We start from the raw sequence: 14,740 nt of genomic DNA, 5'->3' as shown, positions 1-14,740 counted from the left end.
ATACAAAAAATGCCACCCGCTGGGTAGCATTTGATTTTGCGGAGAGAGAGGGATTCGAACCCTCGATACCCTTTTGAGGTATACACACTTTCCAGGCGTGCTCCTTCAACCACTCGGACACCTCTCCGTGAGGAGGTGCAAAAATAAGAAAATAACCTTATCGTGAACAATAATCTTCACAAAAGATCTAACTCCTTGAAAATAGTATTCATTATTAAAAAACAGACTTTGCAGGCACTGCAAGCGGCGTCTTACTGAGCTCGCCCCTCAAGTTTGTTTCCAACAGACGCGCAAGCCGGTCCAGTGTGTAGCCTCTGCCCAGCAAGAACATTAGTTTGGTAACCGCGGCTTCATAGGTCATATCGAAGCCGCTCACAACTCCCATATTCTTCAGGTCGCGGCTCGTTTCGTAGCGCCCAAGCTCTACTGTTCCTACCTTACATTGTGAAATATCGAGGATAACTTTTCCTCCTTTAATGGCACTCTCAAGACAGTCAAGAAACCACTTCTCTGTCATTGTATTTCCGGCACCAAAAGTTTCAAGGATGATTGCCTCCGTCTTGGAATTCACAATGGCCGAGACTGTTTCCTTACTGATGCCCGGATAAAGCTTTAAAACAGTAATAGAATTAACAAGCCGCTTATGCACTTTAAATATACAGTCGTCACATTTGCGGATGCTGGCATCATTGTATCTAAGGTGCACACCTGCCTCTGCCAAAACAGGATAATTCGGAGAACGAAAAGCTTCGAACTTCGCGGAATTATACTTGAAAGCTCTATTCCCTCTGAAAAGTTGAAAATCAAAGTAAATACAAACCTCAGGTACACGGGCTTTTCCATTCAGTTTGGCTGATGCAATTTCAAGGGCCGTAATCAGGTTTTCCTTTGCATCAGTTCTGATTTCACCTATGGGAAGCTGAGAGCCCGTAAAAATTACCGGCTTGTTCAGTCCCTCGAGCATAAAGCTTAAAGCAGAAGCAGTGAAAGCCATTGTATCTGAGCCGTGGAGAATTACAAACCCGTCATACAAGTCATAGTTTTCCTCAACCAGGGTGGCAAGTTCTACCCAGATAGCCGGTGACATATTCGACGAGTCAATAATCTCGTTGAATGAGTGTACGGTAATTTGGTAAGGCAGACGCTTCAGCTCGGGAACATTCTCGTGAATATGAGCAAAGTCTAAAGGACGCAGAACCCCGGTTGCCTTATCGTTAACCATCCCAATGGTTCCACCTGTATAAATGATCAGCACCTTTGTCATTAAGCTCTATTCGTAAATTTTCCCCCTAAATATAGGAAAGGAATTGCTTTGTTAAACCTTAAATATGTTTTTTGAATTTTGCGTGGTAATGTCAGCAACCTCTTGTAAACTCATGCCCTTTAGCTCTGCTACTTTATTAGCAATATAGGTTATATAACTACTTTCGTTCGGCTTACCTCTAAAAGGGACGGGAGTTAAATAAGGAGCATCCGTCTCTAATACGATATTTTCCAGAGATAGTTGCGCAACTACTTTATCTAATCCTGCATTCTTATACGTTACTACTCCGCCAATTCCCAGATAAAAACCAAGCGCAATTATCTTTTGGGCCTGCTCAAGAGTACCGGTAAAGCAGTGGAATATTCCACGCAAATCCTCTCCCTTCTCTGAGACCAACACCTCATACACTTCGTCAAAAGCGTCTCTGCAGTGAATCACTATTGGTAGGTTAAGCTCCTTTGCCCAGGCAATCTGCTCTTTAAAAGCCTCCACCTGGTAGGGTAAGGTGCTTTTATCCCAATAGAGGTCAATTCCTATCTCACCCACTGCCACGATCTGCAAATCTTTAGAAGCGGACTTTATGACAGCTAACTCCTCTCTAAACCCCTCTTTCACGTCGCAGGGATGCAAGCCTAACATCGGAAAACAATTATCAGGATAAGCATGAACCAAATCTGCGATTTTTCCAATGGACTCAACATCTACATTCGGCAGAAAAAGACGAGTGATATCGCCGCTTAGGCATCTGTCCATCAACAGCTTTCGCTTCTCAGGATCTGATTCGTAGTAAAGGTGTGTGTGGGTATCTGTTAAAACCATTCAGGCAAAAATATTAATCTCTAAACCCTATTTTACCGCTTTTATTATAGGCATTTCTACAAAAAAAGCCGCTTCTTCCGAAGCGGCTTGATCTATAGTTAATTATTTTTATTTAACTTCTTCGAAATCAACGTCAGTTACGGTATCGCCTGCGTTGTTAGAACCGCCGTTGGCTGCTGCGCCAGGATTAGCTCCTGCCTGAGCATTCGGATCTCCGTTAGTTGCTTTGTACATCTCTTCAGAAGCCGCATTCCATGCATTTTGTAGCTCAGCTTGTGCTGCATCGATATCGGCAAAGTTTTTGGCTGCATGTGCAGTTTTCAGTTTGCCTAAAGCGCTTTCAATAGGATCCTTTTTCTCTGCAGAAATCTTGTCTCCGTATTCTTTCAACTGCTTTTCAGTGGAGAAGATCAGCGCATCAGCTGCATTTAACTTGTCGATCTCTTCCTTCGCTTTCTTGTCAGCTTCAGCGTTTGCTTCCGCTTCACGCTTCATTTTTTGGATTTCCTCATCGGATAAACCGGAAGAAGCTTCGATACGGATTTTTTGCTCTTTACCTGTTGCTTTATCTTTTGCAGATACATGCAGGATTCCGTTTGCATCAATATCAAAAGTTACTTCAATTTGAGGCACACCACGAGGTGCTGGTGGAATTCCATCTAAGTGGAAACGACCAATTGTACGGTTTTGGTTTGCCATTGGACGCTCACCTTGCAGGATGTGGATTTCTACAGAAGGCTGATTGTCTGAAGCAGTAGAGAACGTTTCTGATTTCTTGGTTGGGATAGTAGTATTAGCTTCAATCAACCGTGTCATTACACCACCCATAGTTTCAATACCTAATGAAAGCGGAGTAACGTCAAGAAGCAGTACATCTTTCACTTCACCGGTTAATACACCACCCTGGATAGCAGCACCAATTGCAACTACCTCGTCTGGGTTAACACCTTTTGATGGCTCTTTTCCGAAGAATGATTTAACAGCATCCTGGATAGCAGGGATACGTGTAGAACCACCCACTAAGATAATTTCATCAATATCGGAAGTAGACAAACCTGCATTTTTTAACGCTGAACGACATGGCTCGATAGTACGTTTGATTAAGCTGTCTGCCAATTGCTCGAACTTAGCACGACTAAGTGTACGAACCAAGTGCTTCGGACCAGTCTGATCAGCAGTGATGTATGGCAGGTTGATCTCCGTTTGAGTAGAGCTTGAAAGCTCAATTTTAGCTTTTTCAGCGGCCTCTTTCAAGCGCTGAAGCGCCATTGCATCTTTCTTAAGGTCCATTCCATTTTCAACCTGGAACTCAGATGCCAACCAATCGATAATTACCTGATCAAAGTCATCACCACCTAAGTGGGTGTCACCGTCTGTAGATTTTACTTCGAATACGCCATCTCCTAATTCAAGAACTGACACGTCGTGTGTACCACCACCGCAGTCGAACACCACGATTTTCATATCCTTGTGAGCCTTGTCCAAACCGTAAGCAAGTGCCGCTGCTGTTGGCTCATTGATGATTCGTTTCACATTTAAACCGGCGATTTCGCCTGCCTCTTTAGTAGCCTGACGTTGTGCGTCATTAAAATAAGCAGGAACTGTAATTACGGCCTCGGTAACTTCTTGTCCTAAGAAATCTTCTGCGGTCTTCTTCATTTTCTGAAGGATCATGGCAGATATTTCTTGTGGTGTATATTTCCTATCATCGATTTCAACACGTGGGGTGTTGTTATCGCCTTTTACTACTGTATATGGTACGCGCTCAATTTCACGGCTAACCTCATTGTAGCTGTTACCCATAAAACGCTTGATAGAGTAAATTGTCTTTGTAGGGTTAGTAATAGCTTGGCGTTTGGCAGGATCACCAACTTTCCGTTCGCCATTTTCCACAAACGCTACAATAGACGGCGTTGTGCGCTTTCCCTCACTGTTAGCTATAACTACAGGCTCATTACCCTCCATCACGGCTACGCAGGAGTTAGTTGTTCCTAAGTCGATACCAATAATTTTTGACATGATATATTTCCTTTTTAAGATTGTTCAACAATAATGTTACCCAACCTTAACAAGGGTTATGCCAAGAGCAGCGTGACATCAATTTGACAGGAATTGCAAAATAAAACCGACAAGATGAGAAGAAAGTAAAATGACAGCGTGACAGAATTTCAGTAACCAGCGAAGGAGAAGGTCAGAAAAAGCTATAGGTTGAAAGTGATTAACAGGGGAACGAGGCATAAAAAAAACCTCCCGAAGGAGGTTTCTCTCTATTTTTTCACCGGAGCTTTAGTTGTACTCGTCGGTTTCTTAACTGTTGTGGATGCGGGCTTCTTTACTGGTGTTTTAGAAACCGGCTTCTTAACAGTAGTGGCAGGTTTTGCTGGAGTAGCGGCCCTCTTCACACGTTTAACCTTTACAATTTCTACGTCGAATAACAAGGGGGAGAAAGGCGCAATATCCTCTCCTGCTCCGCGGGCTCCATAAGCGAGATCAGAGGGAATCAGCAAACTTCCTTTAGCTCCCTCATTAAAGAGCAGTAGTCCTTCATCCCAACCTGGAATGACCTGACCCTGACCAACTACTACGCTGATCGGCTCATAGTTTCTTCCCGGCTGCTCCAGACCTGCTTTTTTAGCTTCTGCCTCAATACTGGTATCGAACAGCTTTCCATTCAAGGTTCTGCCAATATAATTCACCAGCACAGTATCTCCCTTCATCGGCTTTGCTTTTACTGAAGGCCTTGCAATAGCATAGCGAAGGCCAGAATTTGTTGCGGTAAATTTGGTTGACGAACCGGCTGCGTATTTTGCTAAAGCAGCGGCTTCCTGAGATTTCATCTCATTCATGACTTTCTGCTGCTCAGCCATTGCCTCCTCAAGCGATTGTACTTTCTCGATTTTTAATACAAAGGAGAGATAACTGCCTTTTGGAAAAAACGGAGGGCGTTGATCTTCGGCACCCTTGAATAAAGAATCTGTTGGAACCTTGATTAGAGCGCTGTCAGTGGCAGCTAAAAGAGGAAATACCGTCATCAGGTCAGCTATATTTTTAGATTCCTGAACCTGGATCTGAGCTGGCCTTCCTGCTTCGAAGCTGCTGAAAAGCACGGAATCCTTATCGGTCTTCTGAACGAAATTGAAGGTGATAACATCGTTCAACTTGATCTTTGGATTATCATTCTTGGTGTAAATCCTATAAAGAACGCCATTTGTCATCCGTTGCATCCCTGCATTGCTTTGACCGAACGCCTGCACCGATGCAACCAGCAACAATACGGCAATAATATTTTTTAACTTCATAAATGTTACTAAAACTCTTCCCCTTATCTTTTAGTATTTCGGGGCATTATTAAAAAAGCCTTCTTGCGAAGGCTTTCAGATTTTATCTTGTTGCTGGCATCTGTGGAACTGCCGGCGGTGTAGCCGGTGTACTGCCAGGTTTTGCCTTGATGATATCCAAAATTTCAATATCAAAAACTAACGGCGTGTACGGCGGGATTGCTTGATTTCCCTGCTCTCCATAAGCTAGTTTTGAAGGAATAATCACTGTTGCTTTCGTGCCTTTAGGGAAAAGTAACAAGGCTTCATCAAAACCTGGAATAGTGCTATTAACACCAGCAGGAACCTTTAACGGCTCGTACGGACGCATTGGATCAAATGTATTGTTCTTCTTTGCCACTGCAGGATCACTTGTGTCGAAAACCTTTCCGGTTAAGAACATTCCTGTATAGTTCAATCTTACGGTATCACCTACAGATGCTTTCGGTCCGTTTCCTTGTTTATTGATCACATAGTTAAGTCCAGATACCGTCACTGTTGGCTTTAAATCTTTAGATGAGATATAACCGGTAATTTTTCCAGCTTCTTTGTTTTTAGCCTGAGCAACTTCAGCTTTCATAAACTGCTCTACTTTTCCCTGGAACTGCTGATCGTTCATTTTTCCCTTAGGAATCACTTTATCGATCTTCACATTAAATACCATGTACTTGCCTTTGGTATTTTGAGGCTTAGGCATTCCCATTTTGGCCTGCATAGAATCAAGATTAATCTTGAAAGTAGCGCTGTCTCCCTCACTAAGCATTGCCAAGCCAGCATATAAGTCTCCCTTGAAAGCAGATTTCTGCTGAACAAGAAATGCCGGACGGTCAAAATCGAAAGAACTGTATAAAACAGAATCTTCTTCTGTTTTTTGAATTGCCTTAAGGGCAATAAAATCGCCTTCTTTTATAGTAGCACCATCTTTATCCTCATGGATAATGTACTGCAAATCCCCTTCCCCTTTTTTAAATTGCTTACAACTTGCAAACGCAAGCACTGCAAATCCTAAAACAATTAAGTTTTTTTTCATTTCAATAATTTGTTGTTAAATAAATAGTCCCTTCTACAAGGGTTCATTCTTTTGGTTAATTTTTATACTAGTAATAGACTCTTATACTCTGGCAAAATAGCTTTAAAATCCGAAACTACCTCTAAAAGCTTTCTATCGGATTGTCCACCGGCCGCGTTTCTGTGCCCGCCGCCATTAAAGTATTTCTTACAAATCTCATTAGCCGGAAAATCTCCTGTTGACCGTAACGATAATTTCACCTTGTCGGTCCGTTCAATAATTAGCGCCGCCAGCCGGATACCGTTGATAGTAAGCGCGTAATTGACAAGACCTTCGGTATCGCCGGTTGAAATTCCATACTCCTGCAGCTCCCGCTGAGATACAACGATAATTGCAGTATTAAATTCCGCATGCACCTCTAATTTATTTAAAAGGCAGTGACCAAGAAACCTAAGACGATTCTCCGAGAAATTATCGTATACCAACTGATGAATCTTCCAGTTTTCGGCACCTCTGGAAATAAGATCTGCAACGATATGATGCACTTCCGGTGTCGTAGTTGGAAAGCGGAACGAACCAGAATCTGTCATGATCCCTGTATAAAGACAGGTGGCCACATCCTTATTAATTAGTTGGGGCTCCTGTAAAACATTGGCAATAAAGTCATATACCAGCTGAGCAGTAGCACAGGCATTTATCGTCCAATGCCTGAAATCATCAAAATCTTCCGGCTCCAGGTGATGATCGATCATTACTTTTTTCGCCTTTGCCTCCCTGACAATCTCTCCCAGTTCATTGATCCTGCTAAGCGTATTGAAGTCGAGACAAAAAATAAGGTCAGCCTCCTGAACCAACTTTTTACTTTCTTCTCCTTTTTCAGTGAAGATGATCACTTCAGGATTATTAGGAAGCCAATGTAGAAAAATCGGGTAATCAGTAGGAGTAATAACCTTCACATGGTGTCCCTTCTGAATCAGAAAATTATACAAGCCAAGCGAAGAACCCATCGCATCTCCATCTGGTTTATGATGGGTGGTAATTACTATATGCCGCGGATGCGCTAATAGTTCCTTTAACGTAGTTAACTCCTGCATCTTTTTTCGAAGAATGCAAAGCTATTAAAAACCTTTGGCTTACAAAATCAGATAACGGAATAGTAATATTAGGGATACGTTCAGCTGGTTTCGGTCTATCGTACGCTAACCTACGGCATGAACACATTAATTAATTAACATCAGGCTTTAAAAAAAATCTCTACTTTTGCACCGATTTTAAGAAAAACGATGGCAACTAACAGAACTTTTACAATGATTAAACCAGATGCTGTTCAAAACGGACACACTGGCGCTATTTTAAATGATATTATCAAAGGTGGTTTCAAAATCATCGCAATGAAATATATCCACCTTACAGCAGAAACAGCAGGAGCTTTCTACGCGGTTCACAAAGAGCGTCCTTTCTACGCTGATCTGGTTTCTTTCATGACTTCCGGCCCAATCGTGGCTGCAATTCTTGAGAAAGAAAACGCTGTGGAAGACTTCCGTAAGCTAATTGGTGCGACAGACCCTAAAAAAGCTGAAGAAGGTACTATCCGTAACAAATATGCGGAGTCTATCGAAGCAAATGCTGTTCACGGATCTGACTCTGATGAGAATGCTGAGATCGAAGGCAACTTCTTCTTCTCTGCTTTCGAAAGATTTTAATTTTCCACCGCTGTCAGTGTTTCGATGCTGACAGCGGTTCTTCCGAAGGTAATTAGGGCGTTGCCCTGCTTCCCTTTCCGAACCTTCGCACGCAGCGCCGGGCTTTTCGTTGCAAGTCCTCATACCGCCCACATGCTTACCCTTCATTCCGGGCTTTCCACTTCAATCCCTAACGCAACCCCAGATCAACATGCTAATGTCTCGACTGCTGGCAGCCCAGCACTACATAAATACGATTTCGTCAAGTATTTTTGAACCAGCCCGTTCATTCAACTTATCAAGGATCTGAGAACGGATCATCACCAACTCATTTTTCAACACAGCAGAGTCAAGCCGAATATATAATCTACGGTCGCGTATATAAAGCTGAGAAGTTCGATTAGCTACCGCTTTTCCCATCAACTCGGGCCAGGCCGAAACCAGGGAAGTCTCATCAAAGCGGCGCTTTAATTTATATACCTGCAGCATCTGTTCGATTGCTTCCTTCAAGGTCTTGTCATTGGTTCTGCTGCGACTCATTTTATCGTTCCTTTTTGAACTTCAAAGATACTCACCTCTACTCCTATTCCTTCAAAAATTCGCTGAATTCTGCTCCTGCTGGTATCAGTAATAAAAATTTGGCCAAAATCATCTGCGGAAACCATCTGCATTAGCTTCTGGATCCGCTTATCATCCAGCTTGTCGAAAATATCGTCCAGCAATAGTAGTGGCTTGAAACCCTTTTTCAATTGCAGAAACGAATACTGAGCTAACTTCAAGGCAATCAGAAAAGATTTTTGCTGCCCCTGCGAACCAAACTTCTTCATCGGCATCCCGTGTATGCTGAAAGTAAGGTCATCCTTATGAATACCGGCAGTAGTACGTTCCAGCACTCGGTCCCGCTCCACTGAACGCTTGAGCAGGCTTCCAAAATTTTCCGTTAGCAGCAGGGAATCGTATACCAATTCTACCTGTTCTGCCTCCTCGCTTAGGTATTGATAATGCTTATTGAAAACCGGAAGGAATGCATCCATAAACAATTTGCGCTTCTCAAAGATCCTCGTGCCGGAAGCAATCAGTTGCTCATCGTATATATCCAGCAGATCCGGATCGTACTTCCCCGTCTCGGAAATCTTCTTGAGCAAGGCATTCCGGTTTTGTAAAGACTTATTATAGGCGATCAGCTCATCGAGGTAATGATTATCCGTTTGCGAAATCACATTATCGATGAACCGTCTTCTCTCCTCGCTTCCCTCGATAATAATACTGATATCGTAAGGGGAGATCATCACCAGCGGAAATAAACCGATGTGGTCTGCAAGCCGTTGATACTCCTTTTTATTCCTCCTGAACTGTTTCTTTTGATTCTTTTTAAGGGAGCAGGAGATCACCTCCTCCACCGTATCCTTATCGAACACTCCCTGCAGCATAAAAAACTCTTCCCCTTGTCTTATCTGCTGAGAATCAATGGGATTAAAATAGCTTTTACAAAGAGAAAGGTAGTGGATAGCGTCTAGTAAATTAGTTTTACCCGCACCATTATCGCCGGTAAAAGCGTTTACAGTTGGAGAGAAAACGAGTTCAGCTTCGGGATAATTTTTGAAATTAAGTACGGATAACTTCTGCAGCCACATATAGCTTTGCAAAGGTAAAGCTCATTTTCCGTTTTTCAGGATTTTTATTTAAAGCTAGGGGGTTGACAGAAACTCTGAAAACTGTATTTTTGCAGACTTTAATAAACGCAAATGGCGACAAATCAAAACGATACCATTACTAACCCAGAGCCTGCACCAGGCAAATCAGGAAATTTTGTACAGGAAAACAGTAAAAGTCTAACAATAATCGGAGGCGCTATCATTGCCCTGATACTGTTGTACTTCGGGTATCAGAAATTCTATTTAGCACCGCGGGCTGAGAAAGCGCAAAATGCAATGTACAAAGCAGAAGAGTACGTTGGCGTTGACTCTTTGGCTGACAGAGCTATTAAAGGGGACGGTTCTTTCCCGGGTTTTGAAACCATTGCTGAAGAATATTCGAGCACAAAATCTGCAAATCTTGCTAACGCATATCTTGGAGGACTTTATCTTCAAAAAGGCGAATTCAAAAAAGCACTGGAAGCTCTGGGTAACTACAGCAGCACCGGCAGCCCGGTAATCGACCCGCTGGTATTAGGCATGCAGGGTGATGCTTACGTGGAATTAAAGCAATACGGCGACGCAATCAACTTTTATAAAAAAGCAGCAGACAAAGCATCTAATTCATTTACAACTCCTTTGTACCTAAAGAAATTAGGACTTGTGTACGAGGAGCAAAAGGATTTCAAAGCCGCTGCTGATACTTATGAGAAAATCAAGAAAGAGTATCCTCAAAGCCAGGAAGCTGCTTTGGTAGATGCTTACATTGCTCGTGCAAAAGCACGCCAATAATTTTTACTTTGCAATTACCCTTCCTCGATAATGGTTACCAATATTTTAGGTAACCATTTTTATTTTTGACCCATGGCAACTCACTTAAAGAACCTTTCTGACTTTTCTCATACTACTATCCCTTCTGCTGCTTCCTATCGTTTCGGCATTGTAATGGCCCAATGGAATTACGAGGTAACGGGAGCCCTCTACCAGGGAGCTTACGATTTACTTTTAAAGCAAGGGGCTAATCCAGATAACATTATTTCTGTTACCGTTCCAGGCAGCTTCGAGCTTACTGCCGGTGCTGACATTTTATTAAGCAAGCAAAATCTGGATGCTGTTATTTGCCTGGGATGTGTTATTAAGGGAGAAACTCCTCACTTTGACTATATCTGCGCGGCAGTAGCAAACGGCATCACCAATGTGGGTATAAAGCACAATAAACCAGTAGTTTTCGGTGTGCTTACTACCAATGACTTGTTGCAAGCACAGGAGCGCGCTGGAGGCAAACATGGAAACAAAGGCGAAGAAGCTGCGGCAACCGCCATCCTGATGTCAGAACTTCAACATAACCTGTAACTTATTACACAGGCTTAACGTATTCAATTAGAATTTTTTAATAATTTTATTCTCGTTATGAAAAGAGTTGCAATAGCGTTACTTCTTCTAATTTCTGTAGCGACCGTTTTTGAGTCTTGTTCATCAAAAATGTGTCCCGCCTACAATTCTTACCCAAAGCCAAGAAGAGCGTAATTTTTTAATACCTGCTATGAAAAACCGGGCTGGCAGCAAAATGTGCAGGTGATTTTGGAATAGTATTGGCTGTCGGTCTCATCAATAAAATTATGAATTGGATATCATTAGAAAGTATCGAGCAACTTAACGAGATTAAATCGGCTGCTGGCTTCAGCATCATTTTTAAGCATAGTACTCGTTGCTCTATTAGCTTTATGGCAAAGAAAAAGTTTGAGTTTGAGTGGGATAGTTTGCCTGAAGAAACTCCAGTATACTTCCTGGATCTGCTTAACCACAGGAACATTTCCAACTCAATTGCCGACATTTTTCAAGTACCTCATGAGTCGCCGCAACTGCTGCTGATCAAAGACGGGGAGTGCATTTTTGAATCCTCCCACGGAGAGATCTCTGCAGAAGAAGCTGCAGAACAAATGACGGTAAACTCCTAAAAATTCAACTATCCGGTTGTTAGGCGACCGGATAGTTAAATTTGATTTCCTTTTTGATCTCGGGATGCAGACTATAAAAAACGGGACAGGTTCTGGCAGCATGCTCGAGGATGCTTCGCTCCTTTTCCGAATAGTTGGCTGAAAAGTCGATCTCTGCGTGAATTTCGCTTACCCGACGCGGGTCAGCTGCCATAATCTTGGTAATAGAACAGGTTGTACCGTCAATATTAATTCCACGTTCCCTTGCTGCAATACCCATGATTGTCAGCATGCAATTACCCAATGACGTTGCAAGTAAGTCAGTTGGTGAAAAAGCTTCGCCCCGGCCCTTGTTGTCGACAGGAGCGTCCGTGATAATCCTTTCGCCCGACTGCAGATGCGTTGCTTCCGTCCGCAGGTCTCCTAAATAAGTTACTTGTGAAGTTGCCATTCAAAATCAGATTTTCTTTCAAAAGTAGAAAAGTAAGCAATTATCGCGATCAAAATGGATGAAAAGACTATAAGTGGGAATCCGGAGCGCCTCTTCGCTGGCTCCTTCAGGTTCCAAAACACCTAGATGTCAAATTATCCCCGCAATACTCCCACATCTCACAACTAAACTATATTTTTGTACTATGATTGAATTGCCGGTTATCCCTGCTAACCAGACACAACGCCGACCCAACTGGTTACGGGTTAAACTACCTGTCGGGAAAGAATATGCACATGTTAGAGGCTTGGTAGACGAGCATAAGCTGCACACCATCTGCGAAAGCGGAAACTGCCCGAACATGGGGGAATGCTGGGGCGCAGGTACTGCTACCTTCATGATTCTTGGAAACATTTGTACCCGTTCATGTTCTTTCTGTGCGGTTGCCACCGGCCGACCACTGGCGGTGGATTTGGACGAGCCGAATCGTGTAGCCAATTCAATCAAATTGATGAATGTAAAACATGCGGTAATCACCTCGGTAGACAGAGACGATCTGAAAGACGGGGGCTCCACCATTTGGGCCGAAACAATTAAAGCAGTAAGACGGGAGAGCCCAGGCACTACGATGGAAACCCTAATCCCCGACTTTAAAGGAATTTGGGAAAACTTGTACCGCGTTTGCGAGGAACGGCCTGAAGTAGTTTCGCACAATATCGAGACCGTAAAAAGGCTTACCCGCGAGGTAAGAATTCAGGCGAAGTACGACAGGAGCTTGGAAGCGTTGAAACGAATTTCGGAATTTGGTTTACGTACTAAGTCAGGAATAATGCTAGGTCTTGGTGAAACCGAAGCAGATGTCGTAGAAACAATGCAGGACCTGGCAAATGCCGGCGTCCATATCCTGACCTTGGGCCAGTATCTCCAACCAACAAAGAACCATCATCCGGTAATTGACTGGATTCACCCGGATCAGTTTGCTAAATATCAGGAGATAGGCTTGAAAATGGGCTTTAAGTATGTAGAAAGCGGACCGCTGGTTCGTTCTTCTTACCATGCAGAAAAGCATCTTTTCGACATGCAATAACTTGTTTTTTAAGATCGTCTGAGCGCCCGCAAGTCAGCCTCTTCGAATCATGCTCAGCTTCTGCTATATTTTTTAATGGTCTTACCGATGCTAGTCGCTACTAATGCGGCTGGCGTCACCCCCATAGTTGTTGCCAAGTCCTCCCCGGTCTTTCCGTGCAAAAATACGCCAAGTAAAGCAGCGTCTTCCGGCGAATATCCTTGCGCCAGGAAGGCCGTTATTATGCCCGTCAACACATCCCCCATTCCCCCTGTCGCCATTGCCGGGCTTCCTGAAAGGTTGAAAATACATCTACCTTCAGGTGTGAAGACTATTGTGTACCGGTTCTTTAGTACGATGGTGCATCTAAGGGTAGTAGCACGATCTATACCGGTTTGCAATCGCTCCCACCAGGTTTCGTGCTTTCCGAACAGCCGGTCGAATTCCTTTACATGGGGGGTTAGCACTGCGCCTTCAGGTAAAAGCGCCATCAGTTCATAGTTGTAGGATAAGAGGTTTAAGGCGTCAGCATCAAGTACCACCGGCCCCTGATACTCTTTCAAGAGACGCTCGAAAAGAGATTTACTTTGACTGTTGGTGCCCAGACCCGGCCCTACTCCCAAAGCATCGTATTTTTGTAAATCAAGATCTTCAGGCAGCATCCCATTCATCCTGATTGCGGCCATAACTTCCGGCACTCTAACATTCAATGCAGTCAATCCCTCAGCAGGGATACAGGCAGTGGTTAAGCCAGAGCCGGCATGAAGGCAGGCCTCGGCGGAAAGCAAAGCAGCACCCATTGTTTCAGCCGAACCGGCAACAACAAGGGAATGTCCAAACGTCCCTTTGTGACTAAAAGAAGAGCGTGTTTTGAGTCGGCTCTTGCAATCGTCGTCGGTAAAAATCGCATAAGGAGTATCGAGCGATTGGATGAATGCCTCATCAAGGCCAATATCGACTACTTCGAACTGTTTGACAAATCGTTCAGATTCAGGAAGGAGAAAATTTATCTTGGGTCGCTGAAAGGTAATCACGAGGTCTGCAGAGATGGCTACATCCTTTTCTCCGATGGTTCCATCGCTACGCAGTCCGGTAGGAACATCTACTGCAACAACCGTTCTGTTGAGACTTCTTAGCCAAATTACCAACTCCTTCCAGGCACCTCCTAATTCTTTATTCAGTCCTGAGCCAAGTAAAGCATCAATGATTATAGGGCTGTTTTCCACAGGGAGAGTGTCATCCTCAGTAAGTTCCAAAATGGGGATACCCGCAGCTTGTAATCTGTGATAATTCTCGTCAAAGTCTGCGGTTGTCCTGGACGAAAATCTTGCGATCTTCACATTCAGGTTTGAAAATCTCTGGCGCTGTAGCAGCCTCGCGATAGCCAATCCATCACCTCCATTATTACCCGTTCCGCAATAGATGGAAATGGCCGCATCCGTGTCGGGGTAGCGAGAGCAGAAAACCTTTACAAACGCAGCAGAAGCGCGTTCCATTAAATCAATAGAACCGATTGGCTCGTTGTGGATCGTCTGTTCGTCAACTTGACGAATCTGTGCTGCTGTAAGGAGGTTTTTCATAG

At 43.6% G+C, this 14,740-nt stretch carries 15 protein-coding genes and 1 tRNA gene; 5 read left to right on the top strand and 11 right to left on the bottom strand.

The genetic code is table 11. The annotated features are described in order from the left end of the window. Positions 1-39: 39 nt before the first annotated feature. The 7 genes from J4N23_RS13785 to J4N23_RS13755 all read right to left on the bottom strand — a co-directional run bounded on the left by J4N23_RS13785 (position 40) and on the right by J4N23_RS13755 (position 7,503). Positions 40-127, bottom strand: a tRNA-Ser gene (locus J4N23_RS13785). Between the two features lie 87 nt (positions 128-214). Then, the gene (locus J4N23_RS13780; RefSeq protein WP_207428141.1) at positions 215-1,264 is read right to left on the bottom strand and encodes an asparaginase; all 1,050 of its coding nucleotides are present in this window, start codon (positions 1,262-1,264) and stop codon (positions 215-217) included. A 51-nt stretch (positions 1,265-1,315) separates the two neighbouring features. Next, positions 1,316-2,083 carry a TatD family hydrolase gene (locus J4N23_RS13775; protein WP_207428140.1) on the bottom strand — a complete coding sequence of 256 codons (768 nt, stop codon included), beginning with the start codon at positions 2,081-2,083 and terminating at the stop codon, positions 1,316-1,318. A 108-nt stretch (positions 2,084-2,191) separates the two neighbouring features. After that, positions 2,192-4,102 (bottom strand): molecular chaperone DnaK, encoded by a 1,911-nt coding sequence (dnaK, locus tag J4N23_RS13770; protein ID WP_207428139.1) that lies wholly within the window; start codon positions 4,100-4,102, stop codon positions 2,192-2,194. 248 nt (positions 4,103-4,350) lie between these two features. Beyond that, positions 4,351-5,382 (bottom strand): FKBP-type peptidyl-prolyl cis-trans isomerase, encoded by a 1,032-nt coding sequence (locus J4N23_RS13765; protein ID WP_207428138.1) that lies wholly within the window; start codon positions 5,380-5,382, stop codon positions 4,351-4,353. Positions 5,383-5,464: 82 nt separating this feature from the next. Next, on the bottom strand, positions 5,465-6,430 hold the full coding sequence (locus J4N23_RS13760) for an FKBP-type peptidyl-prolyl cis-trans isomerase (protein ID WP_207428136.1): 966 nt from the start codon (positions 6,428-6,430) through the stop codon (positions 5,465-5,467). A 62-nt stretch (positions 6,431-6,492) separates the two neighbouring features. After that, positions 6,493-7,503, bottom strand: a complete 1,011-nt coding sequence (locus J4N23_RS13755) for a bifunctional oligoribonuclease/PAP phosphatase NrnA (RefSeq protein ID WP_207428134.1) — start codon at positions 7,501-7,503, stop codon at positions 6,493-6,495. Positions 7,504-7,692: 189 nt separating this feature from the next. On the opposite strand from J4N23_RS13755, the gene J4N23_RS13750 reads away from it, so the two are divergent. Next, positions 7,693-8,112 carry a nucleoside-diphosphate kinase gene (locus J4N23_RS13750; RefSeq protein WP_207428132.1) on the top strand — a complete coding sequence of 140 codons (420 nt, stop codon included), beginning with the start codon at positions 7,693-7,695 and terminating at the stop codon, positions 8,110-8,112. Between the two features lie 222 nt (positions 8,113-8,334). Here the strand turns inward: J4N23_RS13750 and J4N23_RS13745 are convergent, their stop codons facing one another. Beyond that, entirely contained in the window at positions 8,335-8,631 is a 297-nt protein-coding gene (locus J4N23_RS13745) for a DUF721 domain-containing protein (RefSeq protein ID WP_207428131.1), read from the bottom strand. Further along, positions 8,628-9,725, bottom strand: coding sequence for a DNA replication/repair protein RecF (locus J4N23_RS13740; protein WP_207428130.1), 1,098 nt, complete (start codon positions 9,723-9,725; stop codon positions 8,628-8,630). The genes J4N23_RS13745 and J4N23_RS13740 overlap by 4 nt, the downstream gene beginning before the upstream one ends. Before the next feature lie 111 nt (positions 9,726-9,836). Between J4N23_RS13740 and J4N23_RS13735 the strand changes: the two genes are divergently transcribed. From J4N23_RS13735 to ytxJ, 3 genes are all read left to right on the top strand, one after another. Beyond that, positions 9,837-10,517 carry a tol-pal system YbgF family protein gene (locus tag J4N23_RS13735; RefSeq protein WP_207428129.1) on the top strand — a complete coding sequence of 227 codons (681 nt, stop codon included), beginning with the start codon at positions 9,837-9,839 and terminating at the stop codon, positions 10,515-10,517. Positions 10,518-10,589: 72 nt separating this feature from the next. Next, positions 10,590-11,078 (top strand): 6,7-dimethyl-8-ribityllumazine synthase, encoded by a 489-nt coding sequence (gene ribH / locus J4N23_RS13730; RefSeq protein WP_207428128.1) that lies wholly within the window; start codon positions 10,590-10,592, stop codon positions 11,076-11,078. A 266-nt stretch (positions 11,079-11,344) separates the two neighbouring features. After that, a complete protein-coding gene (gene ytxJ / locus J4N23_RS13725; RefSeq protein WP_207428127.1) occupies positions 11,345-11,683 on the top strand; it encodes a bacillithiol system redox-active protein YtxJ in 339 nt (112 codons plus the stop codon). A gap of 19 nt (positions 11,684-11,702) precedes the next feature. Here the strand turns inward: ytxJ and J4N23_RS13720 are convergent, their stop codons facing one another. Beyond that, positions 11,703-12,113: an OsmC family protein gene (locus J4N23_RS13720; RefSeq protein WP_207428125.1), complete on the bottom strand. Its 411-nt coding sequence runs from the start codon at positions 12,111-12,113 to the stop codon at positions 11,703-11,705. Positions 12,114-12,297: 184 nt separating this feature from the next. On the opposite strand from J4N23_RS13720, the gene lipA reads away from it, so the two are divergent. Next, positions 12,298-13,179 (top strand): lipoyl synthase, encoded by an 882-nt coding sequence (gene lipA, locus J4N23_RS13715; RefSeq protein ID WP_207428124.1) that lies wholly within the window; start codon positions 12,298-12,300, stop codon positions 13,177-13,179. Between the two features lie 53 nt (positions 13,180-13,232). On the opposite strand, the gene J4N23_RS13710 is transcribed toward lipA, so the two are convergent. Further along, a complete protein-coding gene (locus J4N23_RS13710) occupies positions 13,233-14,738 on the bottom strand; it encodes an NAD(P)H-hydrate dehydratase (protein ID WP_207428123.1) in 1,506 nt (501 codons plus the stop codon). Between the last annotated feature and the right edge of the window lie 2 nt (positions 14,739-14,740).

Source organism: Pedobacter sp. SYSU D00535 (assembly GCF_017355855.1).
Classification (GTDB): domain Bacteria; phylum Bacteroidota; class Bacteroidia; order Sphingobacteriales; family Sphingobacteriaceae; genus Desertivirga.
This window is presented reverse-complemented; position numbering and strand designations above follow the sequence as displayed.

Excerpts from the sequence above, each read along its gene's own strand:
- J4N23_RS13780 (WP_207428141.1), bottom strand. The coding sequence starts at position 1,264 with ATGACAAAGGTGCTGATCATTTATACAGGTGGAACCATTGGGATGGTT.
- J4N23_RS13775 (WP_207428140.1), bottom strand. The coding sequence starts at position 2,083 with ATGGTTTTAACAGATACCCACACACACCTTTACTACGAATCAGATCCT.
- dnaK (WP_207428139.1), bottom strand. The coding sequence starts at position 4,102 with ATGTCAAAAATTATTGGTATCGACTTAGGAACAACTAACTCCTGCGTA.
- J4N23_RS13765 (WP_207428138.1), bottom strand. The coding sequence starts at position 5,382 with ATGAAGTTAAAAAATATTATTGCCGTATTGTTGCTGGTTGCATCGGTG.
- J4N23_RS13760 (WP_207428136.1), bottom strand. The coding sequence starts at position 6,430 with ATGAAAAAAAACTTAATTGTTTTAGGATTTGCAGTGCTTGCGTTTGCA.
- J4N23_RS13755 (WP_207428134.1), bottom strand. The coding sequence starts at position 7,503 with ATGCAGGAGTTAACTACGTTAAAGGAACTATTAGCGCATCCGCGGCAT.
- J4N23_RS13750 (WP_207428132.1), top strand. The coding sequence starts at position 7,693 with ATGGCAACTAACAGAACTTTTACAATGATTAAACCAGATGCTGTTCAA.
- J4N23_RS13745 (WP_207428131.1), bottom strand. The coding sequence starts at position 8,631 with ATGAGTCGCAGCAGAACCAATGACAAGACCTTGAAGGAAGCAATCGAA.
- J4N23_RS13740 (WP_207428130.1), bottom strand. The coding sequence starts at position 9,725 with ATGTGGCTGCAGAAGTTATCCGTACTTAATTTCAAAAATTATCCCGAA.
- J4N23_RS13735 (WP_207428129.1), top strand. The coding sequence starts at position 9,837 with ATGGCGACAAATCAAAACGATACCATTACTAACCCAGAGCCTGCACCA.
- ribH (WP_207428128.1), top strand. The coding sequence starts at position 10,590 with ATGGCAACTCACTTAAAGAACCTTTCTGACTTTTCTCATACTACTATC.
- ytxJ (WP_207428127.1), top strand. The coding sequence starts at position 11,345 with ATGAATTGGATATCATTAGAAAGTATCGAGCAACTTAACGAGATTAAA.
- J4N23_RS13720 (WP_207428125.1), bottom strand. The coding sequence starts at position 12,113 with ATGGCAACTTCACAAGTAACTTATTTAGGAGACCTGCGGACGGAAGCA.
- lipA (WP_207428124.1), top strand. The coding sequence starts at position 12,298 with ATGATTGAATTGCCGGTTATCCCTGCTAACCAGACACAACGCCGACCC.
- J4N23_RS13710 (WP_207428123.1), bottom strand. The coding sequence starts at position 14,738 with ATGAAAAACCTCCTTACAGCAGCACAGATTCGTCAAGTTGACGAACAG.